Origin of the sequence: Methylosinus sp. LW3 (assembly GCF_000527115.1) — a bacterium.
Taxonomy (GTDB): Bacteria; Pseudomonadota; Alphaproteobacteria; order Rhizobiales; family Beijerinckiaceae; genus Methylosinus.
Genome location: NZ_AZUO01000001.1, coordinates 369,202 through 394,993, shown reverse-complemented (window position 1 = coordinate 394,993; position 25,792 = coordinate 369,202). Strand labels below are relative to the sequence as shown.

The 25,792-nt window shown below is 66.0% G+C and carries 22 protein-coding genes; 8 read left to right on the top strand and 14 right to left on the bottom strand.

Annotated features, from left to right (window positions below; all coding sequences use genetic code 11):
• The 6 genes from METLW3_RS0101910 to METLW3_RS0101885 all read right to left on the bottom strand — a co-directional run bounded on the left by METLW3_RS0101910 (position 1) and on the right by METLW3_RS0101885 (position 10,097).
• Entirely contained in the window at positions 1–2,082 is a 2,082-nt protein-coding gene (locus METLW3_RS0101910) for a hypothetical protein (protein ID WP_024878320.1), read from the bottom strand.
• Positions 2,079–3,221: a glycosyl hydrolase family 8 gene (locus tag METLW3_RS0101905; protein ID WP_036309160.1), complete on the bottom strand. Its 1,143-nt coding sequence runs from the start codon at positions 3,219–3,221 to the stop codon at positions 2,079–2,081. The genes METLW3_RS0101910 and METLW3_RS0101905 overlap by 4 nt, the downstream gene beginning before the upstream one ends.
• Entirely contained in the window at positions 3,218–5,893 is a 2,676-nt protein-coding gene (locus tag METLW3_RS0101900) for a cellulose biosynthesis cyclic di-GMP-binding regulatory protein BcsB (RefSeq protein ID WP_024878318.1), read from the bottom strand. The genes METLW3_RS0101905 and METLW3_RS0101900 overlap by 4 nt, the downstream gene beginning before the upstream one ends.
• Before the next feature lie 41 nt (positions 5,894–5,934).
• A complete protein-coding gene (bcsA, locus tag METLW3_RS0101895) occupies positions 5,935–8,223 on the bottom strand; it encodes a UDP-forming cellulose synthase catalytic subunit (RefSeq protein WP_024878317.1) in 2,289 nt (762 codons plus the stop codon).
• 65 nt (positions 8,224–8,288) lie between these two features.
• Positions 8,289–9,104 (bottom strand): cellulose biosynthesis protein BcsS, encoded by an 816-nt coding sequence (gene bcsS / locus METLW3_RS0101890; RefSeq protein ID WP_051465364.1) that lies wholly within the window; start codon positions 9,102–9,104, stop codon positions 8,289–8,291.
• A gap of 198 nt (positions 9,105–9,302) precedes the next feature.
• Entirely contained in the window at positions 9,303–10,097 is a 795-nt protein-coding gene (locus METLW3_RS0101885; RefSeq protein WP_036308559.1) for an alpha/beta hydrolase, read from the bottom strand.
• Positions 10,098–10,274: 177 nt separating this feature from the next.
• On the opposite strand from METLW3_RS0101885, the gene METLW3_RS0101880 reads away from it, so the two are divergent.
• Positions 10,275–11,492, top strand: a complete 1,218-nt coding sequence (locus METLW3_RS0101880) for a glycosyltransferase family 4 protein (RefSeq protein WP_024878314.1) — start codon at positions 10,275–10,277, stop codon at positions 11,490–11,492.
• A 105-nt stretch (positions 11,493–11,597) separates the two neighbouring features.
• Entirely contained in the window at positions 11,598–13,010 is a 1,413-nt protein-coding gene (gene lpdA / locus METLW3_RS0101870; protein WP_024878313.1) for a dihydrolipoyl dehydrogenase, read from the top strand.
• A gap of 149 nt (positions 13,011–13,159) precedes the next feature.
• Here lpdA and METLW3_RS0101865 read toward each other — a convergent pair whose 3' ends face one another.
• Together METLW3_RS0101865 and METLW3_RS0101860 are read right to left on the bottom strand one after the other, a co-directional pair.
• Positions 13,160–13,429, bottom strand: a complete 270-nt coding sequence (locus tag METLW3_RS0101865) for an usg protein (protein WP_024878312.1) — start codon at positions 13,427–13,429, stop codon at positions 13,160–13,162.
• A gap of 178 nt (positions 13,430–13,607) precedes the next feature.
• Positions 13,608–14,099 (bottom strand): heme-binding protein, encoded by a 492-nt coding sequence (locus tag METLW3_RS0101860; RefSeq protein ID WP_083967461.1) that lies wholly within the window; start codon positions 14,097–14,099, stop codon positions 13,608–13,610.
• A gap of 215 nt (positions 14,100–14,314) precedes the next feature.
• Here METLW3_RS0101860 and METLW3_RS0101855 point away from each other — a divergent pair, with 215 nt between their 5' ends.
• Positions 14,315–14,884 carry a hypothetical protein gene (locus METLW3_RS0101855; RefSeq protein WP_024878310.1) on the top strand — a complete coding sequence of 190 codons (570 nt, stop codon included), beginning with the start codon at positions 14,315–14,317 and terminating at the stop codon, positions 14,882–14,884.
• Between the two features lie 21 nt (positions 14,885–14,905).
• Here the strand turns inward: METLW3_RS0101855 and METLW3_RS29260 are convergent, their stop codons facing one another.
• The 3 genes from METLW3_RS29260 to METLW3_RS0101840 all read right to left on the bottom strand — a co-directional run bounded on the left by METLW3_RS29260 (position 14,906) and on the right by METLW3_RS0101840 (position 16,624).
• Positions 14,906–15,040, bottom strand: a complete 135-nt coding sequence (locus tag METLW3_RS29260) for a hypothetical protein (RefSeq protein ID WP_256388657.1) — start codon at positions 15,038–15,040, stop codon at positions 14,906–14,908.
• 212 nt (positions 15,041–15,252) lie between these two features.
• Positions 15,253–16,245, bottom strand: a complete 993-nt coding sequence (locus METLW3_RS0101845; protein WP_024878309.1) for a tyrosine recombinase XerC — start codon at positions 16,243–16,245, stop codon at positions 15,253–15,255.
• 58 nt (positions 16,246–16,303) lie between these two features.
• Positions 16,304–16,624: a DUF1476 domain-containing protein gene (locus METLW3_RS0101840; protein WP_024878308.1), complete on the bottom strand. Its 321-nt coding sequence runs from the start codon at positions 16,622–16,624 to the stop codon at positions 16,304–16,306.
• Positions 16,625–16,926: 302 nt separating this feature from the next.
• On the opposite strand from METLW3_RS0101840, the gene purC reads away from it, so the two are divergent.
• Positions 16,927–17,721, top strand: coding sequence for a phosphoribosylaminoimidazolesuccinocarboxamide synthase (purC, locus tag METLW3_RS0101835; RefSeq protein ID WP_018267133.1), 795 nt, complete (start codon positions 16,927–16,929; stop codon positions 17,719–17,721).
• A 325-nt stretch (positions 17,722–18,046) separates the two neighbouring features.
• On the opposite strand, the gene hemA is transcribed toward purC, so the two are convergent.
• On the bottom strand, positions 18,047–19,333 hold the full coding sequence (gene hemA / locus METLW3_RS0101830; protein WP_024878307.1) for a 5-aminolevulinate synthase: 1,287 nt from the start codon (positions 19,331–19,333) through the stop codon (positions 18,047–18,049).
• Between the two features lie 265 nt (positions 19,334–19,598).
• Positions 19,599–20,909: an ATP-binding protein gene (locus METLW3_RS0101825; protein WP_024878306.1), complete on the bottom strand. Its 1,311-nt coding sequence runs from the start codon at positions 20,907–20,909 to the stop codon at positions 19,599–19,601.
• 109 nt (positions 20,910–21,018) lie between these two features.
• Here METLW3_RS0101825 and METLW3_RS0101820 point away from each other — a divergent pair, with 109 nt between their 5' ends.
• Positions 21,019–21,639, top strand: coding sequence for a response regulator transcription factor (locus METLW3_RS0101820; RefSeq protein WP_024878305.1), 621 nt, complete (start codon positions 21,019–21,021; stop codon positions 21,637–21,639).
• A 221-nt stretch (positions 21,640–21,860) separates the two neighbouring features.
• Here METLW3_RS0101820 and METLW3_RS0101815 read toward each other — a convergent pair whose 3' ends face one another.
• Positions 21,861–22,493, bottom strand: a complete 633-nt coding sequence (locus METLW3_RS0101815) for a response regulator transcription factor (RefSeq protein ID WP_024878304.1) — start codon at positions 22,491–22,493, stop codon at positions 21,861–21,863.
• Between the two features lie 104 nt (positions 22,494–22,597).
• On the opposite strand from METLW3_RS0101815, the gene METLW3_RS0101810 reads away from it, so the two are divergent.
• The 3 genes from METLW3_RS0101810 to METLW3_RS0101800 all read left to right on the top strand — a co-directional run bounded on the left by METLW3_RS0101810 (position 22,598) and on the right by METLW3_RS0101800 (position 25,716).
• Positions 22,598–24,004 carry a histidine kinase gene (locus tag METLW3_RS0101810; RefSeq protein ID WP_024878303.1) on the top strand — a complete coding sequence of 469 codons (1,407 nt, stop codon included), beginning with the start codon at positions 22,598–22,600 and terminating at the stop codon, positions 24,002–24,004.
• Between the two features lie 94 nt (positions 24,005–24,098).
• Positions 24,099–24,503, top strand: a complete 405-nt coding sequence (locus METLW3_RS0101805) for a calcium-binding protein (protein WP_024878302.1) — start codon at positions 24,099–24,101, stop codon at positions 24,501–24,503.
• Between the two features lie 28 nt (positions 24,504–24,531).
• Positions 24,532–25,716, top strand: coding sequence for an ABC transporter substrate-binding protein (locus tag METLW3_RS0101800; RefSeq protein ID WP_036308557.1), 1,185 nt, complete (start codon positions 24,532–24,534; stop codon positions 25,714–25,716).
• The last annotated feature ends 76 nt before the right edge of the window (positions 25,717–25,792 follow it).

The window sequence follows — 25,792 nt, the reverse complement described above, 5'->3', positions numbered from 1 at the left end:
TCAGCGGGTCTGGCTCTGCTTGGACGAGGGCAATGAAAGCACCGCGGCGAGATCGGGCGGCGGCGGCGCGGCGCCATAGCGATTGCGCGGCGCCATGGCGGTGGCGACATGCTCGGCGGCGCTGGCCGTGAGCTGTGTGGCGGCGTCGGCCTTCTGCTGGCCGATCCAGGCCGGATCGGCCTCCTGATTGGCCCATTGCGTGCCGGTCGGCGCGACCTGCTCGGAGGCCGGCGGCCAGCTCGCGAGATCGACGGCGTTCCAGCCGGGCGAGAGGATGAAGCCGTAGCGCTCCGAGGGCATGGGTCCGACGCCGGGCACGCGCCGCGCCACCAGCGGCGCCTTGCCGCCGAGCGGCTCCGTCCGCAGCCCGACCGGAACGGCGGCGGCTACGACCGGCGCCGGCTGGGCGGAGGCGGAGCGCGCGGCGACCAGCGGCAGCGGCGCGAAGCGCAGCGGATTTTCCGCCGTCACCGCTAGCGGGAATCTGCCGCGCACGGCTTTCAGCACGCGCTCGCGCTGCTGCTCCTGCGCCGCCACCTTGGCGGCGTCCGGCGTGGTCGCCTCCTTCTTCTCGGCCTCGACGCGCAGGCGGTCGCGCTCGGCGGCGAGCGCCGGCCCGGCCGGCCCTGGCACCACATAGCCGGCCATTTTCACCGCCGGCCCATGCGCCTTGGCGGCGACGCGCGAGTCGCAGGGGAAGGGCGGATGATAATAATCATCCGGGAACAGCAGCTCGACCAGCTTGGGGAACAGCCCGTCATAGCGGTTGATGAGCTCCAGCGCCTCCTTGTCCTTGCGCAGGCGCTTCAGCGTCAGCACATAGCCATAGAGCGTCGCCTCCTTCGGAAACCAGGCGACCGCGCGCTCGAACCAGAAGCGCGCCACATCGAACTGGCAGGAATTATAGGCGTACCAGCCGAGACCCTGCGCGCCCTCGCCGGAGGCCGATTCGATCGTCACCGCCGCATAGCGGGCGAGGCGCGCCGGCTCCAGATATGGCGGAGTCTCCTGCGTGAGATCGCGCTCCAGCAAATCGAGAAAGAGAATGCCATTGTTCACCAGCGGAACGCGCCAGGCGTAGGAGACCTCCTCCGCCTCGCGGCGCAGATCGAGCGCGCGCAGCGTATGGGCGAGCCCATGCGCGATCATGGCGTCCCCGCCATTCTCGATCGCCGCCTTGAAGGATTCGAGCGCATTACGAAAATCGCGACGCTTGTATCGCAGCCAGGCGACGAGGCCGAGCTGCTGCGGCTCGCGCGTGAATTTGGCGAAATTCTCGAAGCGCTGCAGCTCGTCGGCGGAAATCTCGTCCTTACGCTCGTCGCGCAGCACGGCGACGATGCGCGCGCGGGTGATGTCGATGGCCACAGCGGCGAATTCGTCTTCCGGCCCTTTCGAGCTCTTGCGCGCCTCGACCAGCAGCGTCTCGACATCGTTCATTCGCAGCGTGGCCATCGCCTTCTGCATGGTGGCGAGACGAATATGCTTGTCCTCATTGGAGACGAAGATCGCCTTATAGACCTCGACCGCCTCATTGATCTGCCCGGTGCGCGCAAAAGCTTCCGCGATCGTCCATTGCGCCTCCGCATCGGCGTTGGCGATGAAGAAGCGGCCGTCGCGCGCGAAGGAGGCAATGTCGAGCCAGCGCCCCTCGCGCCAGAATGCGAAGATCTGATTGCGCTGCTCCTTCTGCTTTAGCTTTTGAATGAGATCGTCGGATGGACGCCAGCCGGGCATGTCCTTGCGGCGCGCGGCGATGTTCTCGCGCAATTCGTCGAGCCTGTCGCTCGAGAACAGCTCCCACAATCCCGCCTCGTCGACATCGCCGCGACGCGGTCCGTAGAGATCGGCCGGCGGCTCGAAATTGGGATAGAGCCGCCGCAGCCGCGAGAATTCGGCGCGAACGCGCGCACGCTGATCCAGCGAGGCGTAATAGCGCAACGCGAGATCGTCGGGCTTTTCGGAGGTCGCGGCGGCGGGCGCCGGCGCGACGAGAATGGATTGGGGGGCGGCGCCTTGGGCGTGCGCGCGCGGAGCCGCCGCAAAGGAAACGGCGCAGGCCGCGAGGAGAAGGGCTCTCATTTGGCGAGACACGACGAATACCTCATTTGCGCGGCGAGCAGCGCCAGCAGATGCAGAGTGGCGGGGTAATAATCTTCATTGGCTTTGGGCGCGGCGAAATCGGCGGGCAGCTTGGCGCCGTCGACGACGCAGGCGACGAGCGCGGCGATCGACGCTATGCCATTGCCGCCGAACTGGCCGACCTCCTTGCCGGAAGCGACATCGACGATCGGCGGCGCCTCCTTGGCGCGCTGCGCCCAGGCGAGGAAGGGCGCGTAATGCGCGCGCTCGCCGACGCCGGCCCAGGCGAGATAGAGCGGAATGCGCACGGCGTTATAGGCGAACTCCGGCGCGAAACCTTCGGCCGGCCGCGCACGCCAGCCCTCGAGCGCGATCCAATCGGCGGGCAGAGTCTGCGGCGTCGGCCGCGACGCTTCCAGTAAATCGAGACCCGTCTGGGTGAGGCCCGCCCAATCGACTTCCGGCGCGACGCTGTCGAGCCGCGCCAAGGCCGGGAAGACATAATAGGACAGATTGATCACCGGCCCGTCGGAACGATCCGAGGCGTTGAAGCCGGCGACCGCCGGCAGCAGCAGCGCGCCCATCTTGGTCTTGAACAGCACCACCTTGCGCGACAGCTCGACGGCGATGCGCCGCGACGCCATGCGCAGCGGCAGATCGTCCCAATATTCGGCCGCCTCCGCCAGCGCCCAGGCGATGAGGAGATCGCCGTCCGAGGCGTTGTTCATGTCGCCGACGGCGGGACGACGCTGCGGATCGAAGCGCCAGGCGACCAGCTCATCATTGCGCACCATGAGATTGGCGCGCGTCCAGCCCCACAGGCGATCGAATGTGGCGCGGTCATTGGCGGCCACCGCGAGCAGCATGGCGTAGCCCTGCCCCTCGCTGTGGCTCACCTGGTCATTGGCCGTGTCGATGACGCGGCCCTGCTCGGCGATGAAGCGCTTCTTATAGGCGGTCCAAGCCTCCGGCGCGCGCAACGCGCCGCCGAGCTTGATCTTATGCGCGTCGAGCGACAGCGGCGCGCCGATGACCGCGGCGATTTCCGCTATCGGCTCGGCGCGCGGCGCGGCCGGCGCGAGCGCGATGGCGAGGCCGAGGGCCGCGAGAACGGGCGCGGCGAGAGACGCAATTCTCATCTCGAGCTCCTTCCGATATTGCGCGTCAGCCACAGGGTGGAAGCGGCGAAGAGCGCGGCGATGAGAATGGAGAGGCCGACATAGACGCCGGGATGCAGCGACATCCAGCCGGCGGCGATGAGCCTCAGATTGCCAAAGGAGAGCGGCCGCGTGACGATGAAGCGCGCGCTCTCGGCCGGCGTCGCCACCATTTTGGCGTCCTTCATGTCCAGCATGGCGAGCTGGCCCTGCACGCGTCGCGACACGCGCGGATCGACGAGACAGGCGGAGGCCTCCGCCAAAGTCGCCGCATTGGGCGCGGTGACGACGGTCCAGACATCCTTGGCCGTGTCGCCGAGGATGGATTGGCTCATCGCCAGCGAGGCCTGCTGCGTGGCGACATGATCGGCCGCCTCCGCCTCGAAGCCCGCGCGCAGCCATTGCGCCGCGTCGGCGACGCGCGCCGCGCTCCACACGCCGGCGACGCGCAGACGCTCGACGACGCCATAGCCCCAGCGGCCCTCGCGGCGCAGATCGTCGCGCCAGGCCTCCAGCAGATCCTGCTCGCCCTCGCCGCGCTCCATGCTTTTGCGCACCGAGCCGACAGGCGCGAAATCGGCGCGCTCCGGCTCGCCGCCCGGCGCCGGCGCAGCAGTCGCGCCGCCCGCCTGCGCGGTGATCGTCTTGTCGAGCATGTTGCGCGGCGCATAGCAGGCCATGGGAAAATTGCGCTGCAGGACGAAACGATTGCGCGCGGCGATCTCGAGCGGCGAGAGCCGCTTCTCCGACGCCTTGCGATGATCGGCGGTCAGATGCGGCCCCCAGGCCTCGCGCAGAGTGTCGGCCGGCATGTCGAGACGTTGCAGCAGCGCAGCGTCGAAGGAATCGAGCGGCGCCACGGCGAGCGTCGGTCCCTGCCCTTCGCCGGGCGGCGCATCGACGATCTCGAAATCGATCGGGCGTCCGGCGGCGACGGCGAAATGCGCGACGATCGTCGCCGCCGCGCCCACCGCATCCGTATCGAGCGAGGGCATGTAGAGCTTGGGCCGCCCCTTGGCGCCGGCATAGGGAAAGCCGCCGGTCGCCGTCACCGCGAGATCGGGCATGCGCGCGATGCGCGCGATCGGCGGCAGCTCGATCTCCGTCTCGTCGAGGAAGAGAAAGCGCTTGGCCGCGCGCATCGCCGCCAGCGGATCGCAATCGGCGTCCTGGCGCGTCGGCACATGCGCCTCGATCTCGATGCGATTGAGGCCGGGCTTGAGAAAGCCGAGCGGCAGCGGCAGCGGATTGTCGCGGAAGACATCGCCCGCGGCCTTCAGAAGATTGAGGCTCACCGCCGTGCGCTCGTCGACCTTGACGACGATCTGCGCATTGGAGTCGAGCCCGGCCGCATAGCCGCCGGCCAGACGCAGCAGCGCATTGCCGTAATCGGCCGCGTAGAAATCCGGCGGCATGACGATGTTGAAGGCGGCGCGATAGAGATGGCCGGTGAACTCCTCGCTGGCGACGCCGAGATCGCGCAGCTTCACCTTGCGTCCGCCGTCGAGCCGATAGCCGGGAAAAGCGGCCGATGCGCGCAAGCCTTGCGGCGAGCCCTTGGGCGCGGGCGAGACAGAGAGCCGGCGGATCGCCTCATCCACTTGCGCCGATGTCGCGCCGGTCACGACGATGCTGACGCGGCGCCCGGGCGCGGCCGGCAGCACGAAGGCGCGCGGCTCGTCTATGGGGCCGACGCGAGAGAGATCGACGCGGCCGACCAGCTCCGACGCGGGACCGACGAAGAGATTGACGCCGTAACGTCCGCTCGCCGCAGGGCCTGCGTCGACCACCGGCTGCTCGAAACGCCCGGCGAGCGAGATGGCCTGCGCCGCGCGCAGCATGCGCTCGATCTCGAAAGATTTGGCGTTGACGCCGAGCACGGCGCGGATCGGCAGCGCGCCTTGCTCATCCGGCGGCAGCGCGCCGAGATCGGAAATGCTGGTGACGCCGGCGTCATCCTCCGGCAGCACCAGGCCGGTCTCGGTCGGATCGATCTGCGTCCACAATTCGTACGTGGCCTCGAGCGAGCAATCGACGCGATGACGCTGGCTCGTCGCGATGCGCACGGAGTTGAAGCCCGGCCGCATCACGCCCGGCGGAATGTCGAAGACGATGGTCTCCACCTCCTGCACCGCGCGAATCTGCGTGTCGCCGATCGTCTGATCATTGATGGTCAGAGTCAGCGCGGAGGCCTCCGGCATCACCGACACGGCGGCGAGATAGCCGATGCGAAATTGCAGACGGCGCGCGGCCTGCGCCTCGGTGACATAGATCGGCCATTCCGAGGAACCGATCTCGCCGGCGAGACGATAGCCCTGAATATTATTGGTGAGATGCCGCAGCATGGCGCCGGCGAAGGCGGGCCGCGACGCGACGGGCGCGACGGCCGCAGGCTGCGGCGCTGGCGACGTCAACGGCGCCGCCCGCGTCGATGCGACGGGCGGCTCCACCGCGGCGATGCGAGACGGCTCGCGCGCGGCGAAACGCGCGGGGATGATCGGCTGGAGGCCGGAAATCGCCGGCCTCGGCCTGTCGATTTTCAGATGAAACAGCTGCTCTTGCGGCGCTGTCGTGAAGATCGCCTGGGCGCCCACCGCGATCGGCGTCAGCGCCGTCGTGGTCGCGAGCAGAAGGGCGAGGACTCGGAACTGCATCTTGGCACTCATTTTTGCGAGAATGTTTTTGATGGAATGGATCAGGCGTTTTCATTCTTCGAAGACGGCGCGCGCTCCGCCGCGCGCGGCGCTTTGGCTTCCGCCGGCGGACGCAGGCGCGGCTGGCGCCGGCCGAGAAGATTGGAGAGATCGGCGAAGGCCGGCGGCTCGCGCAGCGCGGTCTCGCTGGCGCGGGGGCGCAGATAAGCGAAGGCGCGCAGCGGCTCGATAACGCCCCACCAGAGAAACTGCACCGTGCCGGCGATAATGCCCTTGTGCTTGCGGCGCGCGGCCTGGAAGCGCTCGAGCGCGGTCGCGTCGCCATACATCAGATCGGCGAGCGCGAGATGATCCTGCGGCTGCGAGAGCGTGAAGGCGATGTGGCGGCGTCCATCCGGCGCGACGCCGACAATGCGCGCAGAAAGGCTGGGACGGCGCGCAGCGTCGGCGATGGAGTCGATATAGAGACGCCCTTCCGTCTCCTTCGCCGCGGCGAGCGCTTTGGCGTCGGCGTCGGTGGCGGCGCGCAGGCGGCAGCCGCTGGCGGAGACCTCCTCTATGGCGACGCGAACATGCTCCTCGCCGAGCGCGAGCGCGCCGCGCCGCTCCACCGGAAGACGCGGATGCGTGTCGCGGCGACGGCGTTCCGCGACCGCGCCGAGCGCGACGCCGGCGGTGACGAGATTGAACATGTTCCACAGGCCGACGAAGAACATCAGTTGACGCACGCCGGGCTCGGCCACGCAGCGATAGACGGCGACGCCGGCGCCGAGCGCGAGCAATCCATAGATGGCGAAGAAGGGCCAGGCGAGCGCGCTGAGACGATCCTGCGTCTGCGGAAGGCCTTTGGTCGTCACATTGAAGGCGGGGCTGCGCGGCCGCAGAAAGACCGAGACGATCGCTTTGGTCAGGAACACGCCCTGGCAATATTCATACAGCTCCGACACCCAGGGCCAGCGCACCTTGCCGAAGAGATAATTCTGCAGCATGGCGTTCACGACGACATAGGTCGCGGTATAGGCGATGGCCTCTTCTATGTTGGAGACGAAGATCTTCACATCGAAGAGAATGAAGGCGAGCGGCGCCAGCATGAAGACGAGGCGCGGGAAGGGAAAGAACCAGAAGCTCATGCTCGACAGATAGCCGAGCCGCTGCAGCGGCTCGAGGCCGCGCTTCAGCAGCGGATTGCGCAGCAGGAAGATTTGCAGCATGCCCTGGCACCAGCGCACGCGCTGGCCGATGAAGGCGGCGAAAGTCTCGGGCTGCAATCCGGCGACGAGCGGCTTGTCGACATAGACGCTGGTCCAGCCGCGCGCATGCAGCTCCAGCGCGGTCTCGCAATCTTCCGTGACGGAGACGCCGGAGAAGCCGCCGGCCTCGTCCAGCGCGGCGCGACGCAGCAGAGCCGCCGAGCCGCAGAAGAAGGCCGCGTTCCATTTGTCCAATCCGCGCTGCGTGACGCCATAGAACATCTCGTTCTCGGACGGCATGCGGCGGAAGGTGCGCAGATTCTGCTCGATCGGATCGGGATTGAGGAAGACATGCGGCGTTTGCACCAGGAAGAGGCGATCATCCTCGAAGAAATAGCCGATCGTCTCGCGCAGGAAGGAGCGGAATGGCGCGTGATCGGCGTCCAGCACGACGACGATGTCGCCACTGACATGCTCGAGCGCCGCGTTGAGATTGCCGGCCTTGGCGTGCTCATTGCGTTCTCGCGTCAGATAATAGCAGCCGAGCGCGGCGCAGAGCTCTCGCAGAGCGGCGCGGCGGGCGCGGGCGCGCTCGGCGATCACGGGATCTGGATGCGCGCATTTTTGATCCGTGCCGCCGTCGTCGAGCAGAAAGATGTTCAACCGATCAGCGGGATAATCCATGGATTTCGCCGCGGCGAGAGTCGTCGCGAGAATGGAGGCGTTCTCGTCGTAGCTCGGCACCAGCACATCGATGGTCGGCAGAGCCTCGTCCTCTATCTGCGGCGCCGGCTCGCGCTTCAGCGGCTCGGCGTTGACGACGAGGGTGAGGAGCAGCATCGCCACGCAATAGAGCTCGGCGGCGAGCAATATGGAGCCGCAGGTGAGTCCGACCGGATCGGACAGCGGCGGCAGAGTGGAGGTGATGCGCCAATAGACATAGCGCAGCACCACGAAGAGCGCGAGCGCGATGAATAGCTGGCGCGCTTCCGCGCCGCGCGAGAACTTCCACAAAAGGGCGAGGAGGAAGATGACCGAAAGGCTCGTCGCCAGCTGCGCCTGCACGCTCACCGGCTGTGTGGCGAGAGCGACGGCGACGCCGCCGAGAAGGAGAAAGGAGAGAAAACGCAAGAGAGACATGGCGACGCCCATGAGCAAAGACGAACAATGAAACGGTGGCGGCCGAAAAATCTGCGGCCGTCGATCTAGAAAGCGATATGCGTGTCGAGAATTCCATAGGCGCCGCTGCCGCGCACGCGATCGCGCAGATAGCCGCTGGAGAGGCCGATCTGCAGCGCGCCGAATTTCAGTCCGGTGAGATGCGCGCCGGCGCGCCATTGCGCGAAATAATCATCGCCGAGCGCCAGCGCCTCCGGGCCGACATAGACATAATCGGCGAGCTCCACGCCGAACTTCAGCCGCGTGTAATAGGAATTATGCACGGTCGAATAATAGGCGATGAGCGCGACCATGGTGGAGTCGGTCGGCCGCGCGAAAGCCTCGACGCCGACCTTGGCGCCGGCGGAGACGCCGCGCACCTGATTGCCCGGATCGAAGGGCGACAGGCTGTGATTCATCACATCCGGGCCGACATAGACAGCGACGCCGCCCTGATTGGTGACGACCTCATAGCCGACCATGAAGGAGCCGTCCTCCAGCGTTCCATGCACGCGGCCATAGCCGGTATTGCTCGGAATGAAAGCGGCGCCGACGGGGATGTAGACGGGAAGATCGCTGGCGTCATAGGCGTATTTGCCGATGACAGTGGAAACGCGAATGCGCGGTCCGCTCTCCACCAGCGAGCCGAAGGGCGCGATCTTGCCGATCGCGGCGCCGGCGATAGAGCTGCGCGACGTTCCATCGACGGAAAGATCGATGGAGACGGTCGGCTGAGGCGTGGCCGGAGGCGGCGCCGCCGACGCCTCCGGCGTGGGGGCGCCCGTATACCAATCGGCGGCGCGCGCCGTCGACCAAATCGCCGCGAAGAACACCAGCGGCAAAGCTGTTCTCGAGAGCATCATGACTCTTCATTCCCAGGCCCGATCGGGTGACGCGCGCGGGAATGTCCGCGAACATTCGCGTCTCTCGATCAAGAGCGCCTGACATGGCGCCTTCCTTAAGAATGGAGGTTAATGGGACAATGTTTATTGAATGCTTTCGCGCTTCGCAAAGAAGCCGTTATGCCTAATGCGCGGTACTGCTCAGCTCACGCGCATTTGTCAGAGCGCCTCTATCGTAGCTGTGAGATGCGCGAGATCCTCGCTGCGCGAAAGACGATGATCGCCTTCCATCACCAAGGTCAGCACGACAGGATCGCAGGCGAGACATTCCATCAACCGCAACGCATGACGATAGGGCACATCCTCGTCACGCATTCCCTGCATTATATGCACGGGCGCATTCACGCGAATGACGTCCTCGAGCATGAGATGCGCGCGTCCTTCCTCGATGAGCCGACGCGTGATCGGCGTTGGCTCCGGCGAATAGGGCGAGGGACGCATCCATGCGCCGTCTTCGAGAATCGCGCGGCGAATATCGTCGTCGGCGTTCTTCCAGATGAGCTCTTCAGTGAAATCGACGGCGGGCGCGATCAGCACGAGAGCGTGCGGACGACGGCCTTGTTCGGCGAGACGACGCGCCATCAGCAGAGCGAGCCAGCCGCCCATGGAGCTGCCGACGAGAATTTGCGGGCCGCGCGTCGAAGCCTCGAGGACGGCGAGACTCTGCGCCAGCCAATCGCCGATCGTTCCATCCTCGAAACATCCGCTCGATTCGCCATGGCCGGAATAATCGAAGCGCAGGAAGGCGCGCCCCTCGCGCTCCGCCCAGGCGTCGAGATGCGTGGCCTTGGAGCCCTGCATGTCGGATTTGAAGCCGCCCAGCAGCATCACGCCCGGGCGCTCCGCCCCGGCCCCGCGAGCGGCGCGAGAACGCCGGGCGATGCGCCAGGGCTCCCGCCCCGCGAGGGAAAGATCGACGAAGCTCAGCCCCTCCTCGACGCCGTCCACAGCCATCGTCTCCCCGCCGCGCGGGCGCGCCGGCCCGCAAATTAAAGGAATTTCATCGCTTGCTCAGTAACATGGTCCGATCCTGGGACCAAAGGGGCCATATTGCCGGCCCATTTCTGGGGCGAAGAGAGCCCCCGCCTCTCGACCAAGACGACGATCTCGTTTACTGGGCAGCTAGGCTCCATGCTAGAGAATTTCCACGCCTTCCCCTCGACCAGCCGTCCCCTCGCCGGTCGCGCCATTTTGCAGATCGTGCCGGCCCTCCAATCGGGCGGCGCCGAACGCACGACGATCGATATCGCCGAGGCGCTGCATATGGCCGGCGCACGGTCGCTCGTCGCCTCGGAGGGCGGCCGCATGGTCAGCGAGCTGCAGGCCAAGGGCGGAGTGTGGCTCCCCTTTCCGGCCGCGACGAAAAATCCGCTCGCCATGGCGCTCAACTCCTACCGCCTCGCCCGCATTCTGCGCGAGGAGGGCGTCGATATCGTGCATGCGCGCTCGCGGGCCTGCGCCTGGGTCGCGCATCACGCCGCGCGGCGGGCGGGCGCGCGCTTCGTCACCACCTATCACAGCATCTATGGCGGCGCCTCGGTCATCAAGCAGCGCTATAATTCCATCATGGCGGCGGGCGATCTCGTCATCGCCAACTCGCGCTTCACCGCCTGTCACATCGCCGAGCTGTTTCCGCAGGCGACGCAGCGCATCGTCGTCATCGCGCGCGGGCTCGATCTGCGCGCCTTCTCGCCCTCCGCCGTCGAACCCGCCCGCGTCGAGCGCGTGCGCTCCTCCTGGGGCGTGGCGCGGCACGAGCGCGTGGTGCTGCTGCCGGCGCGACTTTCGGCGCGCAAGGGCCATGCGACGCTGATCGAGGCGGCGAAGCTGCTCGTCGCCGAGGGTTTTTCGGATGTGCATTTCATTCTGGCGGGAGACGCGCCGAGCGCCGGCTTCCGCGCCGAGCTGGAGGCGCATATCGCGCGCGCCGGCCTCGTTGGAATCGTGCGCGCGACCGGCCATTGCGCCGATATGCCGGCCGCCTATCTCGCCGCCGCCGTCGCCGTCGCGCCCTCGACGACGCCGGAGGCCTTCGGCCGCGTCGCCATAGAAGCGCAGGCGATGGGCGCGCCGATCGTCGTCTCGGATATCGGCGCGGCGGTCGAAACCGTGCTCGCCCCGCCGCAAGTGGACGCGGCCGCTTCCACCGGCTGGCGCGCGCCTCCGGGCGACGCCGCCGCGCTGGCGCGTGCGATTCGCGAGGCGCTGGAGCTGCGCCCCTCGGCCCGCGAGGCGCTGACGGCGCGCGCGCGGCTCCATGCGCAGACGCATTTTTCCGTGGAGCGCATGTGCGCCGCGACGCTGGACGCCTATGAGCGGCTGCTGGCGCCGCAATCGGCGGGCGCATGACGCGCTCGCGGAAGAAATGGTTCGACCTCACCCCTGCGAAGCGGATATTCTCCTTGCATAAAAGCTATCTAGCGATCGATCGCAACGCGACAAAGGAGTTGGCGGATGGCATATGATCTCATCGTCATCGGCACGGGGCCGGGCGGTTATGTCTGCGCGATTCGCGCGGCGCAGCTCGGCCTCAAGACCGCCGTCGTCGAGAAGCGCGCGACCCATGGCGGCACTTGCGGCAATGTCGGCTGCATCCCCTCCAAGGCGCTGCTGCACGCCTCTCACATGTTCGAGGAGGCGGGCCACGGCCTTTCCGATCTCGGCGTGATCGTCGAGCCGCCGCGGCTCGATCTCGCGAAAATGATGAAGCACAAGGCCGACACGGTCGCCGCCAATGTCGGCGGCGTCGCCTTTCTGTTCAAGAAGAACAAGATCGACTCCTACCATGGCGCCGGCCGCATTCTCGGCGCCGGCCGCGTCGAGGTGACGGGCGAGAATGGCGCGACGCAGATTCTCGAATCGCAATATATCGTCATAGCGACGGGCTCCGCCGTGGCGCCGCTGCGCGATGTCGACGGCAAGGAGATCGCCTTCGACGAGAAGACGATCCTCTCCTCCACCGGGGCGCTGGAGCTCGAATCGGTTCCGAGGCATCTCGTCGTCGTCGGCGCGGGCGTCATCGGTCTCGAGCTCGGCTCGGTCTGGCGACGGCTCGGCGCGCAGGTGACGGTGATCGAATATCTCGACCGCATTTTGCCGGGCGCCGACGCCGAGGTCGCGACCCGCTTCCAGAAGATTCTCGAGAAGGAGGGCTTCGCCTTCCATCTCGCCGCCAAGGTCACCAAGATCGACAAGACGCCGGAGGGCGTCTCCGTCTCCTACGCCTCCACCAAGGGCGGCGGCGGCACGCCGATAACGGCCGACGCAGTGCTGATCGCCACCGGGCGCATTCCCTATACGGCGGGCCTCGGCCTCGAGGAGACGGGCATCGCCACCGAGCGCGGGCGCGTCGTCATCGAGGAGCATTTCCGCACCAATGTGCCGGGCATTTTCGCGATTGGCGATGTGGTGCGCGGCGCCATGCTCGCCCATAAGGCGGAGGAGGAGGGCGTCGCCGTGGCGGAAATCCTCGCCGGCCAGGCGGGGCATGTGAATTACGGGGTCATTCCCTCTGTGGTCTATACGATGCCGGAGGTCGCCTGGGTGGGCCTGACCGAGGAAGAGGCGAAATCGGCGGGAATCGCCTATAATGTCGGCAAATTCCCCTTCTCCGCCAATGGCCGCGCGCGCGCCAGTCGGCAGACGGAGGGATTCGTCAAAGTGCTGGCCGACGCCGCCACCGATCGCGTGATCGGCGTGCATATTCTCGGCTCGGACGCCGGCGAGCTGATCGCCGAAGGCGGCGTGCTGATGGAATTCTCCGGTGCGGCGGAAGACCTCGCCCGCACCTGCCACGCGCATCCGACGCTGTCGGAGGCGATAAAGGAAGCGGCGCTCGGCGTCGCCAAGCGCTCGATCCATATGTGACAGGCTCGCAATTCCAGCCCCCTCGTCCTGAGGCGCTTTTTGCGGAACGCGAAAAGCCTCGAAGGACGCTCCAGGAGACGGAGCGAGGCCGCCCTTCGAGACGCCCGCTATGCGGGCTCCTCAGGGCGAGGGGGCCGGCCTCGAAGCCCTCAGTGCAGACGGAACTCCTTGTCCACCAAGGAGACTTCCGCCGGTCGAATGAGCCCGCTATGCGCCACTTGCACCGAGTGGAGCCGCCCGTCGAGGCTGCTCTGCCAAAAATCCAGAAACTTCCGCAATTGCGGAAATTCAGGCTGCAGATCGTAGTCCTGCCAGATGTAGGACTGCATGATCGCGGGGTGATCGGGCAGACGGTAGAAAATATTGGCCGTCGTCAGCCCATAGCCTTCGAGCATTCGGCGAAATTCGCGCGACGCCATGAGACGCCTCCTCTTCGATCGCATGAGAACGATAGGTTCGACTGCGATCATCATGCAAGGAGAATGCCGAATAATCTTTTAAAAACAATGTGCTAGCAGCAGTTGTGAGCGAGTGCTGATCGAAAGGGCGTCCGCGCTCCGAAAAATCGGGGAGCGCGAACGTCCTCGCGCGAAAAATTCACGGGGTCAGAGTGTCAGCGCCGATTTTCGCGACTTGCGCGTCCTGCTGTGAGGTCGCGCCGGAAACGCCGATCGCGCCGATGATCTCGCCCTTGTAGACGAGCGGAACGCCGCCCTCGAGCGGGGTGACATTGGGCAGGCTCAGCAAAGCGACGCGGCCGCCGGCGACGGCGTCCTCGAGCGCCTTGGTCGGACGCTTGAACAGGGCCGAGGTGCGCGCCTTGCGCGTCGCCGTCTCGGAGGAGGAGGCCTGCGTGCCGTCGAGGCGTTGCAGATAGAGGAGATTGCCGCCGTCGTCGACAATGGCGATCACCACATTCCAGCCGTTCTTGACGGCTTCCGCCTCGGCGGCGGCGGCGGCCTTCTTGGCCCCGTCCAAAGTGAGGGAGAATTTCTGCTTCACGCCCTTATTCTCGCCCTCCGCCGCAGAGGCCCCGGAGAAGGTGAGGAAGAGAGCGCCGAGAGCGGCGGCGGCCGTGAGGAAGCGCATTTGTTATCTCCAATGTCTATAGAACTACTATAGTAAAATACGCCCCAAGGCACTCGTCAAGGCGCGGCCTGCGCTCGAGGCCGCCCACGATCGCCGCGAAGTTGTGGCGCAGCCGGAACAGAGCGCATATTTCTGTCACGGCTCCAACCCTTTGCGCATGGGCGCCACGATGGAGCGGGAACAGAACGAAACGCCCGGGAACAGGACGAAACACCATGGAATCGATCGGCCGCCGCCTCACGCGCGCATTCTGGTTCACCCTCGCCGTGCTGTTCCTCGTCGAGAGCTGGCTGTGGGACCATGTGAAGCTGTGGCTGCTGCGCCTCGCCGACGCGCTGGGCGTAAAGGAGCTGGAGGCGCAGCTTCGCGGCTTCATCGCCGGCCTCACACCCATTGCGACGCTCGCCGTCTTCGCTCTGCCGGCGATCACGATCCTGCCCTTGAAGCTGCTGGCGGTGGCGGCCATCGCCCATGGCCATGTGCTCACCGGGCTGGCGGTGATCCTCGCCGCCAAGACGCTGGCGCTCGGCGTCACCTCTTTCCTCTTCGACGCGAGCCGCGAAAAGCTGCTGCAGCTCGCCTGGTTCGCGCGCGTCTATAATCTGACGCTGGGCGTCAGCCGCTGGGCGCATGAGCGGGTCGAGCCGTTCAAGCAAAAGATTCGGGAGGCGAAGGATTTTCTGAAGGCGCAGATTTCCCGCGTTCTGGGCGAGGAGGGCCGCTCGCTGTTCTTGCGCAAGCTCGCCCTGCTGCGCGCCCGCGTCCGCCGCCGCGACGCGGCGTGAGCAAACGCCTCGCTCCGCCGCTCAGCGGCAGAGCGCATAGCCGAGGCAGGCGTCGGCCGAAGCCGCCTGTCCCGAGGTGACGATGATCCACACGCCATAGGCGAAAGCCATGGCGAGCACCACTCCGAGCAGCGACAGTCTCGGCGTCTGACCCATTTTCCCCTCCCACCGATCGTCGGCGCCCGTCCCCGCGGGACGCCGTCAACCTGCCGGAGCCAGAAAATCGCGTGCGTGCGCGAGAGCACGGAACGAAAAACCGGCAGGTTCGCTAGGAAGGAAGGGCGGAGCCAGAAAAAGGCGAGACCTCGCCGCGATTCAAAATTTCGGCGAGGAAGCGCTTGACGAGATCGATTTGAATGTAAGCGAAATCAATTCGATTTCGAACTGTCGCGGCCGCGGGGATGCGCCGAGCGCCAGGCCTCCAAAAGCCGGTTCTTGTCGACGGCGGCGTAGATCTGCGTCGTCGAGAGCGAGGCGTGGCCGAGCAGCTCCTGAATGCTGCGCAGATCGCCGCCGCGCCCGAGCAGATGCGTCGCGAAGGAATGGCGCAGCGCATGGGGCGTGGCGCTCGCCGGCAGGCCCAGCGCGCCGCGCATGCGCTCCACGGCGAGCTGCAATATGCGTGGCGAGAGCGGCCCGCCGCGCGCGCCGACGAAGAGCGGCCCGCCGGCGAGCTGATAGGGGCAGAGCGAGATATATTCCTCTATCGCGCGCCGCACCGGCTCGATGACCGGCACGACGCGGGTCTTGCCGCCCTTGCCGGTAATGGCGATGCGATCCACCGCGCCGATGGGCGCGCGGTCGCGCTCGATCGACAGCGCCTCGGAAATGCGCAATCCCGCGCCATAGAGCAGCGCCAGAGCGGCGGCGTCGCGGGCGAGAACCCAAGGCTCGCGCGCCTCCCCGGCGCGGGTCTCGGCGCGGGTGAGATCACGCGCGTCGGCGACGCTCAGCGCCTTGGGCAGGCTGTGCGGCTTTTTGGGCGCATGGATGGCGCCGAAGACATCGGTCTTGGCGAGGCCCTTCTTCTCGAGGAAACGCATGAGCGAGCGCACAGCGGCCAGAGCCCGCAGCAGCGAGCGATTCTCGAGCCCCTCGGTCCGCCGCCGCGCCATGAAGGCGCGTATGTCGGCGGGAGAGAGCGCGCTCAATGCGGCGGCGTCGGCCGGCGCGCCCTTATGCTCGGCGAGAAAGGCGAGGAAAAACCGCGCGTCACGCGCATAGGCGTCGAGCGTGTGGCGGGAGGCGCGCCTCTCCCCGGAGAGATGCTGCAGCCAGGCGAGCGCCTCCGCGACGATATCGGGCGCCGCCAGAAAGGCGGCGCCCGATCTTTTGGTTGCGGCTCTTGGGGAATCGCGCATGGGATAAGTGGTGGCCCGCGCGGATAAAGGAAGGGTAAAGCGCGCCCTCTTCTCGCGCTCAGCCCTGTTTCAGCTCGAGCCGCGCCGTCTCCAGCAATTCATCGAGGGTGCGGCGAAGCTGATGGTCGGACTGCTCCACGCCCGCCGCCGCGAAATCCGCCTTCACTGTGGAAAACACCTGCTCATCGGCGTTCGCGGAAGCCTCGGCGACCACCAGCGCCTCGGCGTAGGCCTCCGCCTCCGGCCCTGATTTGCCGAGCTTTTCCGCCGCCCAAAGGCCGAAAAGCCTATTGCGCCGCGCCTCGGCGCGGAACTGGAGCTCCTGCTCATGGACATAGCGTTTTTCGAAAGTCTCTTCCCGGTTGTCGAATATGCTCATGACGACCCTCGGATGTTTCCTTCGTCCAGCGCTCGGATGGCGCAGGATCGAATCTAGGAGATTCGGTCGAGATTCCAATGACGTTCGCGCAATTAACGAAAAATTCAGTCAAGTTGTGTCCGCCCCTCGATTCGGCTAGTCTCTTCTGGCGGGTTGTAACCGCGGCTGGAACAGGATAGGACCCGGTTCGATCCGCGGCCATGCGAACGCCGCTTCGGACGGGACGTCGCTCTTCCCGAGCCTAGCGCTCTGGCGGAGACGATCGTCACGCTGAAGCCGAACCGAGGAGCCACGGGCCAGTAATGGATTTTCTCAAGCCCCGGTTGATCCCGATGAATCGCCGCCGCCGCATCTACGAAGGCAAGGCCAAGGTCCTCTACGAGGGTCCGGAGCCGGGCACCTTGATTCAGCACTTCAAGGACGACGCCACCGCTTTCAACGCCAAGAAGCACGAGGTGATCGACGGCAAGGGCGTCCTCAACAACCGCATCTCGGAATTCGTCTTCCAGCACCTCAACGACATCGGCGTGCCGACGCATTTCATCCGCCGGCTGAACATGCGTGAGCAGCTGATTCGCGAGGTGGAGATCGTTCCGCTCGAGATCGTGGTGCGCAATGTCGCCGCCGGCTCGCTGTCCAAGCGCCTCGGAATGGAGGAAGGCACGCAGCTGCCGCGCTCCATCATCGAGTTCTATTACAAGAACGACGCGCTCGACGACCCGATGGTCTCGGAAGAGCACATCACCGCCTTCGGCTGGGCGAGCCCGCAGGAGATCGACGACATCATGGCCTTGGCCATTCGCGTCAATGATTTCCTCTCCGGCCTCTTCCTCGGCGTCGGCATCCGCCTCGTGGACTTCAAAATGGAGTGCGGGCGGCTGTGGGAAGGCGACATGATGCGCATCGTCGTCGCCGACGAAATTTCCCCCGACTCCTGCCGGCTGTGGGACATCAAGTCCAACGACAAGCTCGACAAGGACCGCTTCCGCCGCGACATGGGCGGCCTCGTCGAGGCCTATACGGAAGTGGCCCGCCGCCTCGGCATTCTGCAAGAGAACGAGACGCCCCGGCCGAGCCAGCCCAAGCTGGTGCAGTAAAGCGCAAGAATCGAGCGCGCTTCCTTCTGCCACTCGTGGAGAAGGAAGCGCGCTTTTTTGTGGCCTCAGCGCCGGCGCCCGCACACCCACACCCTTTGAGCGCGAATCCTTCTCTCACTCGTGGGAGAAGGTGGCCCCGCCACAGGGCGTCCGTGAGGACGCCCTGTGGCGGGGTCGGGTGAGGCCGGTTTCCAGGGACGATGACGATTTCAGCGCGCAAGGGCGGCGCGGACCCTCATCCGACCCTCGCTGACGCGAGGGTCTCCTTCTCCCGCAAGCGGGAGAAGGAGACGCGAACCTTTTTGGGTTTCGCTTTATCCACCGCTCACTGCGCGGCGAGCTTGATCTCTGGATAGGTACAGCGCTCGCGGCTCTCCGCGTCGATATGCAGATGCTGCGGCGGCTCCACGAAGGGGATGCCGAGCGTGTGCCACACATCCGCCACCGACTCCACCAGAGCGACGATATGCTCCGGCGTATGGCGCGGCGTCGGGGTGATGCGCAGACGCTCCGATCCGCGCGCGACGGTCGGATAATTGATCGGCTGAATGTAGATGTCGTGGCGCTCGAGCAGCATGTCGCTCGCCGCCTTGCACAGCTCGGCGTCGCGCACCATCACCGGCACGATATGCGAGCCATTCTCCAGCACCGGCAGGCCGGCCGCAGCCAGCGCATGCTTGGTGATATGCGAGGCGCGCTGATGCGCGGCGCGCAAATCGGAACGCGCCTTCAGCAGCCGAACGGCGGCCGTCGCCGCGGCGGCCACGGCCGGCGGCAGGGCGGTGGTGAATATGAAGGAGGCCGCATAGCTGCGAATGGCGTCGATGACCACGCGGTCGCCCGCCACATAGCCGCCGAGCGTGCCGAACCCCTTGGCCAGCGTGCCTTCGATGACGTCGATGCGATGCATGACGCCCTCGCGCTCGCAGATTCCGCCGCCGCGCGCGCCATACATGCCGACGGCATGAACCTCGTCGATATAGGTCATCGCGCCATAACGCTCGGCGAGCGCGGCGATTTCGGCGACCGGGGCGATATTGCCGTTCATCGAGTAGAGGCTCTCGAAGACGATGAGCTTGGGCCTCGCGCCGGCCTCGATCAGCAGCTCCTCGAGATGGGCGAGATCATTGTGGCGGAAGATCTTGCGCTCGGCGCGCGAGCGCTTCACGCCCTCGATCATGGAATTATGATTGGAGGCGTCGGAGAGAATGACGCAATCGGGCAGAAGATCGGCGATCGTCGAAATGGCCGCGAGATTGGAAATCCAGCCCGAGGTGAAAACGAGCGCGGCCTCCTTGCCATGAAGGTCGGCGAGCTCGCTCTCCAGCTCCACGATCGCATGGCTGGTGCCGGAGATGTTGCGCGTGCCGCCGGAGCCCGCGCCGACGCGCGAAGCGGTCTCCACCATTGCGGCGATCACATCCGGGTGCTGGCCCATGCCGAGATAGTCATTGGAGCACCAGATCGTCACATCGCGAATAGAGCCGTCGTCGCGGTGCCAGACCGCTTGCGGAAAGGTTTCCACACAGCGTTCGAGATGGGCGAAGACCCGATATCGGCGTTCCTCCTGGAGACGAGTGACCGCCGTCTCGAAAAAGCGCCGATAGTCCATGTGACGACCCTTCATACCGCGATAGGAGGCCGATACTCTTGGCCCCGCGCGAAACGCCTGCGCGATGGAACCGCGCTGCTCCCGCTTTGTGCGTTTTGCTACATAAACTATCCGAAGAGGCTTGGCGAGAGGCAGATCGTCGCGCTGAGACGAAGTCACGAAAAGGCCACGAATCCTTTTCTCTGCGCGAGCGTGAGCGTGAAAAATTTCCCTCTGCGGCGCGCAATTTCATTTTGCGCCGCACAATGGTCGACGGACGATATCTCTAGAGAGGGAGGCGCGCCACCAGCAGCGCGCCGCGCGGCGCGGCGGTTTCGAGCGTCAGCCGACCGCCGAGGGCGGCGACGCGCTCACCCATGCCGCGCAGCCCTATGCCTTCGCGCGCGCCCTCCGGCACGCCGGCGCCGTCGTCGCGCACGGTGACGCGCAATTCCTTCTTGCCGCCGGCCTCTATGCGCTCCACCGTCACATCGACGCGCGTGGCGCTCGCATGGCGGAACACATTGGTGAGCCCCTCCTGCACGATGCGATAGGCGGTGAGGGCGATCGACTCGTCGAGCGGCTCCCCGGTCTCGTCGATATGGAGGCCGACCGCGACATCGGGATCGAGATCGCGCCAGCCTTGGGCGAGCGCCTGCAGCGCGCCCTCGAGGCCCATCTCGTCCAGCGCCGCCGGCCGCAGCCGGCCGAGAATTCGGCGATTGACCTGCTGCAGCGCACCGAGCTGCGCGTCGATATTCAGGCAATCTTCCCGACGCGCGCCCTCGAGCTTGCGGGCCAGAGCGCCGAGCCCGGCGCGAATGCTGAACAGAAAAGGCCCGATCTCGTCATGCAGATCGCGGGCGATGTCGCGGCGCTCCTCGTCCTGGACATGGATGATGCGCTCGACCAAGGCGCGATTTTCCGCGTCGAAGCGCGCGAGCGTCTCCGCCAGCGCATCGACCCGGCCGGCGATGGCGACGAATTCCGGCGCATCCCCGGCGGCCATGCGCACGTCGCGATCGCCTTGCTCTATGCGCCGCAGCGCCTCGGCGAGAGTGGAGACCGGCGCGAGGGCGCGGGAGAGGACCACCGACACCACGCCGAAGCCGGCGAGCGCCAGAGCCGCCGCGCCCAGCGCCAGCGCCCACACCTCCTCCCAAATCTCGTCGATCTCGTCCCCGGGATCGGCGGCGAGCGCCAGCTCCCCGCGCAGGCGCCCGCGGCCGTCGAGCGCGATGCGCGTCTCGCTGGGCGGCCCGGCGACCAGCGCCGCGAACCAGCCGGGCGCGCGCCGGCCGTCCCCCATCCGCGCCCCCGCCGCGCCGGAGCCGGCCATATAGATATGAATGTGCCGCAGCCGCTCCACCTCGGCGAGCCGGTCGCGCAGCGCCGCGAGCGGATCGTCGCTCTCCTCGACGCTGGCCAGCGCCGTCGCTACGAACTCCCGCGCGAGGCGCGCCGTGCTGTCCGATTCGGCGCGCACGCGCGAAGCGGCGTGCAGCATCAAGAGGCCGACGCCGAGGGCGAGCCCGGTCGCGAGCGTCGCGCCGAGCAGCGCCAGCAGCCTGGCGCGCAAGGACAATCCTTTCAACATGGGCCCCGCCTTTGCAAAGCGCGGCGACTTTACGTAAGGGTAGCCGCGGGTCAATCCATGCCGGCGCTTCGAAGCGAAGCGTCCCGAAACGAGGCGTCGCGAGCAAAGAATGCGTGTCCTGATCGTCGACGATCATCCGATCATCGTCTCCGGCTGCGCTTCCATGCTCTCCGGCGAGGGCGACATAGAAGCGCGCGACGCCGGCGATGCGGAGACGGCGCTGGCGCTCTTCGTCGAATGGCGGCCGGATATCGCCGTCGTCGACATCAACCTCCCCGGCGCCTCCGGCTTCGAGCTGACGCGCCGCATGCTGCGCCACGACGAAGAGGCGCGCATCGTCATCTTTTCCATGAACGACGATCCGATCTTCGCCGCGCGCGCGATAGAGGCCGGCGCCCGCGGCTATGTGACCAAGAACGACGATCCGTTTCTGCTGCTGCGCGCGGTGCGCGAGGTGGCGGCGGGAGGCGTGTTCCTGATGCCGCGGCTCGCCAATCGGCTGGCCTTCGACAAGACCGCGGCGCTCGCCAATCCTCTGGCGGAGCTGAGCTCCCGCGAGCTGGAGATTTTGCGCCTGCTCGGCAAGGGCTCGAGCATGACCGAGATCGCCGATGCGGTGCATGTGTCCTACAAGACGATCGCCAACACATGCTCTCTGCTGAAGCGCAAGCTCGGCGCGCGCACGCCGATGGATCTGGTGCGCATAGCGATAGAGCAGCGCCTAGCGTGAAGGGGCGTTTCTTCCTTCTCCCGCGCGCGGGAGAAGGTGGCCCTCGCGTCAGCGAGGGTCGGATGAGGGTCCGCGGATTTCGCGTTCCAAATTTTCCCGCGCGTAATGTCTAAAAATTCCCGCGGATAAATCGGCAATTCTGAACACGCAGAGCCCTCGTCCGACCCCGCTTCGCGGGGCCACCTTCTCCCGCGAGCGGGAGAAGGAGCGCGCACCGAGATTCAGACCAATTCTTTCGCGAGCTTATTCTCGACGGCGATGCGAATGAGGTCGGCGCGCGAGCGGGCGCCGAGCTTGCGCTTCAGCAGCGAGCAGCTGTTGGCCACCGTCTTGTAGGACACGCGCATGACATGCGCGATCTCCGCCATTCCCTTGCCTTCCGCGAGCAGACGCAAAATCTCCAGCTCGCGGCCACTCAGCCCCTCGAGCGGATTGGCGCCGTGCTTCTGATCGAAGAAGGCGAGCTTTTGCGCCACCTGATTGGAGAGATAGCGCTCGCCAGCCGCGACCATGCGCACCGCCTTGAGGAATTGCGCCGGATCCTCGCTCTTGGCGAGATAGCCCTTCGCGCCATGCTCGATGGAACGCGCAGCGAAGACGGGATCGTCATTCATAGTGAAAACGATCGCCTTCGTATCCGGCTTGCGCTTCAGCATGCGCCGCAGCAGCTCGAAGCCGGAGAGCCCAGGAAGATTTATGTCGAGCACGATGACATCCGGATGCGCGGACGCATGCGCCTCGAGCGCCGCATCGGCGTCACGCGCCTCGAGCACTTCTATGTCCAATTGCCCGGACAACATGCCGCGGCATCCGGCAATCACCATGGGATGGTCGTCGACGATCAGCACGCGCATCGGGCATAGCCATTGTTCTAGAGAAGATTACTATGCGAATACAAAATCTTGTTTGTCAATCACCGGCGCCTCGCGCCGACGCGACACGAAAATGGGAGCGTTCCATGTCCTTGAAGGCGAGGCTCGGCTGGCTCATCGCCATCGTCCTCACTGCAATGCTCGCGGTCAATGTGGCGATCATGATCGGCCACGCCGGCCCGCGCGTGCGCGCCGAGGCCGAGAGCATAGAGCATTTGGCGCATGAGCTGGTCGAGACCGCGCTCGCCAGCGTGCAGGAGACCAAGGACCCGATCCCCGCGCTGCGCAGGCTGTTCGACAATCTGCGCAATCTGCGCCACATAGAGATAGAGATATTGCCCAATGACGATATCGCGCCGAGCTTCGACTCGAAGTGGCGCAAGGAGATGCAGACGGGCGTGCCCGACTGGTTCGTGAGCCTGTTCGCGCCGACGCCCAAGATCGACATCATCCCCGCGCGCATCGGCGATGTTCAATATGGCAACATCGCCATCATCTTCGATCCGGTCGACGAGCTCGCCGAAATTTGGTCCGACCTCCTATGGCTCGGCGCCATCAGCCTCGCCGTCACATTGCTGATGCTGGCGCTGGTGCTGACGCTGTTGAGCCGCACGCTCTCGCCTTTCGATTCGCTGGGGCGCGGATTGGCGCGGCTCGAGGCGGGCGAGAAGGATGTGCGTCTCGATCTGCGCGGCGCCTCCGAATTCAGGAATATTTCCCAAAAGCTCAATTCGCTCGCCGCGACGCTCGATCGCGTGACGGAGGAGAATCATTCGCTCATCGATCGGCTGTTCGCCGTGCAGGATTCCGAGCGTCGCGACATCGCCCGCGATCTGCATGACGAAGCCGGCCCATGTCTCTTCTCCATCCGCGCCGGCGCCGCGACGCTCGTCGCCTCGGGATCGGGAAATTTTCCCGATCCCGAGCTGCTGCGGCGAACCTGCGCCAATATAGACGCCGCCGGACAGGCGCTGCAGACGCTGCTGCGGCGAATGCTCGAGCGGCTGCGCCCGCCGGCGATGAGCGAGCTCGGCCTCGAGGCGGCGTTGCGCGGGCTCTTCGCCTCCTGGACCGGCAGCCGCGCCGATGTGCGGCTGTCGCTGCGCATCGCGCATGATCTCTCCTGCCTCGACGAGAAGATCGCGCTGACCGCCTATCGCGTGGTGCAGGAATCGCTCACCAATATTTTCCGTCACGCATCCGCCGCCAATGCCGAGGCGCGGCTGGAATTCGTCGAGGCGCCGCCGGAGCTCGCGGAGGCGGGCGGCGCCGAGGCGCTGCGCGTTCTCGTCGAGGACGATGGCGTCGGCCTGCCGGAGGAGCGCAGATTCGGCCTCGGCCTCATCGGCATGAGCGAGCGCGTCCATGCGCTCGGCGGGCTGATGCGCATGGAGCCGCGGCCGAAAGGCGGCACGCGGATAGAGGTGCTGCTGCCGCTGCCCGAGGTGGAGGAGCCGCCCGAGGCGGACGAGCGCGAGGGCGACGATCTGTAGCGGGGCCGCGTGCATATGTACGCTTTGTGTGATCGGCCGGCTCCGACTATATTGGGAGAATCTCGCGATTTTCGTCGGGAAAAGGAGGCAAGATATGACGGCCAAGTTTCACATTATCGCCCTCGGCGCTGGACTGTGCTTCGCATCGGCCATGGTCGCGCAACCTGTTTTCGCGGCGCCTTCGCCGATCAAGAGCTTCGACACGGATAATGACGGCACGCTCGATCTCGCCGAGGTGAGCAAGGCCGCCGCGGCCGTCTTCGACAAGCTCGAGAAGGACAATGACGGCACGGTCGACCGCAAGGAGGTCGGCGCGCGCATCGGCAAGAAAGATTTCGCCGCCGCCGATCCGGACGATGACAAAACGCTCACGAAAGAGGAATATCTCGCCCTCGTCGGCAAGCTGTTCAAAGCGGCGGACAAGGACAACGAAGGCACGCTCGACGCCAAGGAGCTGAAGTCCAAGGCGGGTCAGGCGCTGCTGAAGCTGATTCGCTGAACGAAAAAAGGAGCGGCCGACACGCGTCATGATCAAGCGTTGCGTCATCGGGGCGTCGGTCGTCGCCATTCTCGCCATCATGCCCGCCGCGGCCGAGCCGCTGCGGGTGAAATTCGGCGTGCTGCGCCAGCAGCATTCGAGCGAAACTCTGTCGATCCTCGACCTGCCGGCCGAGGACGACACGCTCGCCGGCGCGCTGATCGGCGTCGCCGACGATAACACCACCGGCCGCTTCACCAATCAGAGCTTTGAGGCGATCGACGAGAAGCTCGCGCCCGGCGATGACGCCGTCGCCGCCGCGCAAAAGCTGCTCGACCAGGGCGCCGTCGCGATACTCGCCGATCTTTCCGCCGACGATCTTCTACATGTCGCCGATGCGCTGAAATCGCGCGAAGCGCTCCTCCTCAATGTGAGCGCGGCCGACGATAGGCTGCGCGAGGAAGACTGCCGCGCCAATGTCATTCATGTCGCGCCGACGCGCTCCATGCTGACCGATGGGCTGGCGCAATATCTCGTCTGGAAGCAATGGCGCCGCTGGCTCGTCATCAAGGGCTCGCATCCGCAGGACGAGCTGCTCGCCGCGGCCTATCGCGCCAGCGCCAAGAAATTCGGCGCGAAGATCGTGGACGAGCGCGTCTATGTCGACACGGAGGGCGGACGCCGCTCCGATTCCGGCAGCGTGCAGACGCAACGGCTGATTCCGCCGCTGACGCAAGGCGCCAGCTATGACGTGCTGATCGCCGCGGACGAGAGCGAGGTTTTCGGCAATTATCTGCCCTATCGCAATTTCGATCCGCGTCCAGTGGCGGGCTCGGCCGGCCTCATTCCGACGAGCTGGGACGCCTCGCATGAGCAATGGGGCGCGGTGCAGCTGCAAAATCGCTTTCGCGCGCAGTTTCATCGCGGCATGAACGCCCGCGATCATCAGGCCTGGGTCGCAGCGCGCATGATCGGCGAAGCGGTGACGCGCGCCTCCTCGGCCGATCCGAAGACGCTGGCCGCCTATCTCACCGGGCCGGATTTCAACATAGCGGCCTTCAAAGGCGTGCGCCTGTCGCTGCGACCCTGGAATCGACAGCTGCGCCAGCCTATTCTGCTCGGCGACGGCCGCATGATTGTCTCGGTGTCGCCGCAGGAGGGCTTCCTGCATCAGACCTCCGAGCTCGACACATTGGGCGTCGACAAGCCCGAAACCAAATGCAGGCTGAAATGAAAATGACGACGCTGACCAACAACCTTCGTGCGCGACTCCTTCTCCCGCTCGCGGGAGAAGGTGGCCCCACGAAGTG

What these genes read in the sequence shown, in the direction of transcription:
- hemA (WP_024878307.1), bottom strand. Translation starts at nt 19,333, where the DNA reads ATGGACTATCGGCGCTTTTTCGAGACGGCGGTCACTCGTCTCCAGGAG.
- METLW3_RS0101905 (WP_036309160.1), bottom strand. Translation starts at nt 3,221, where the DNA reads ATGAGAATTGCGTCTCTCGCCGCGCCCGTTCTCGCGGCCCTCGGCCTC.
- METLW3_RS0101880 (WP_024878314.1), top strand. Translation starts at nt 10,275, where the DNA reads ATGCTAGAGAATTTCCACGCCTTCCCCTCGACCAGCCGTCCCCTCGCC.
- lpdA (WP_024878313.1), top strand. Translation starts at nt 11,598, where the DNA reads ATGGCATATGATCTCATCGTCATCGGCACGGGGCCGGGCGGTTATGTC.
- METLW3_RS0101805 (WP_024878302.1), top strand. Translation starts at nt 24,099, where the DNA reads ATGACGGCCAAGTTTCACATTATCGCCCTCGGCGCTGGACTGTGCTTC.
- METLW3_RS0101810 (WP_024878303.1), top strand. Translation starts at nt 22,598, where the DNA reads ATGTCCTTGAAGGCGAGGCTCGGCTGGCTCATCGCCATCGTCCTCACT.
- METLW3_RS0101815 (WP_024878304.1), bottom strand. Translation starts at nt 22,493, where the DNA reads ATGCGCGTGCTGATCGTCGACGACCATCCCATGGTGATTGCCGGATGC.
- METLW3_RS0101855 (WP_024878310.1), top strand. Translation starts at nt 14,315, where the DNA reads ATGGAATCGATCGGCCGCCGCCTCACGCGCGCATTCTGGTTCACCCTC.
- purC (WP_018267133.1), top strand. Translation starts at nt 16,927, where the DNA reads ATGGATTTTCTCAAGCCCCGGTTGATCCCGATGAATCGCCGCCGCCGC.
- METLW3_RS0101820 (WP_024878305.1), top strand. Translation starts at nt 21,019, where the DNA reads ATGCGTGTCCTGATCGTCGACGATCATCCGATCATCGTCTCCGGCTGC.
- METLW3_RS0101885 (WP_036308559.1), bottom strand. Translation starts at nt 10,097, where the DNA reads ATGGCTGTGGACGGCGTCGAGGAGGGGCTGAGCTTCGTCGATCTTTCC.
- METLW3_RS0101860 (WP_083967461.1), bottom strand. Translation starts at nt 14,099, where the DNA reads ATGCGCTTCCTCACGGCCGCCGCCGCTCTCGGCGCTCTCTTCCTCACC.
- METLW3_RS0101910 (WP_024878320.1), bottom strand. Translation starts at nt 2,082, where the DNA reads ATGAGAGCCCTTCTCCTCGCGGCCTGCGCCGTTTCCTTTGCGGCGGCT.
- METLW3_RS0101800 (WP_036308557.1), top strand. Translation starts at nt 24,532, where the DNA reads ATGATCAAGCGTTGCGTCATCGGGGCGTCGGTCGTCGCCATTCTCGCC.
- bcsS (WP_051465364.1), bottom strand. Translation starts at nt 9,104, where the DNA reads ATGATGCTCTCGAGAACAGCTTTGCCGCTGGTGTTCTTCGCGGCGATT.
- METLW3_RS0101865 (WP_024878312.1), bottom strand. Translation starts at nt 13,429, where the DNA reads ATGGCGTCGCGCGAATTTCGCCGAATGCTCGAAGGCTATGGGCTGACG.
- METLW3_RS0101825 (WP_024878306.1), bottom strand. Translation starts at nt 20,909, where the DNA reads ATGTTGAAAGGATTGTCCTTGCGCGCCAGGCTGCTGGCGCTGCTCGGC.
- METLW3_RS0101845 (WP_024878309.1), bottom strand. Translation starts at nt 16,245, where the DNA reads ATGCGCGATTCCCCAAGAGCCGCAACCAAAAGATCGGGCGCCGCCTTT.
- METLW3_RS0101840 (WP_024878308.1), bottom strand. Translation starts at nt 16,624, where the DNA reads ATGAGCATATTCGACAACCGGGAAGAGACTTTCGAAAAACGCTATGTC.
- bcsA (WP_024878317.1), bottom strand. Translation starts at nt 8,223, where the DNA reads ATGTCTCTCTTGCGTTTTCTCTCCTTTCTCCTTCTCGGCGGCGTCGCC.
- METLW3_RS0101900 (WP_024878318.1), bottom strand. Translation starts at nt 5,893, where the DNA reads ATGCAGTTCCGAGTCCTCGCCCTTCTGCTCGCGACCACGACGGCGCTG.
- METLW3_RS29260 (WP_256388657.1), bottom strand. Translation starts at nt 15,040, where the DNA reads ATGGGTCAGACGCCGAGACTGTCGCTGCTCGGAGTGGTGCTCGCCATG.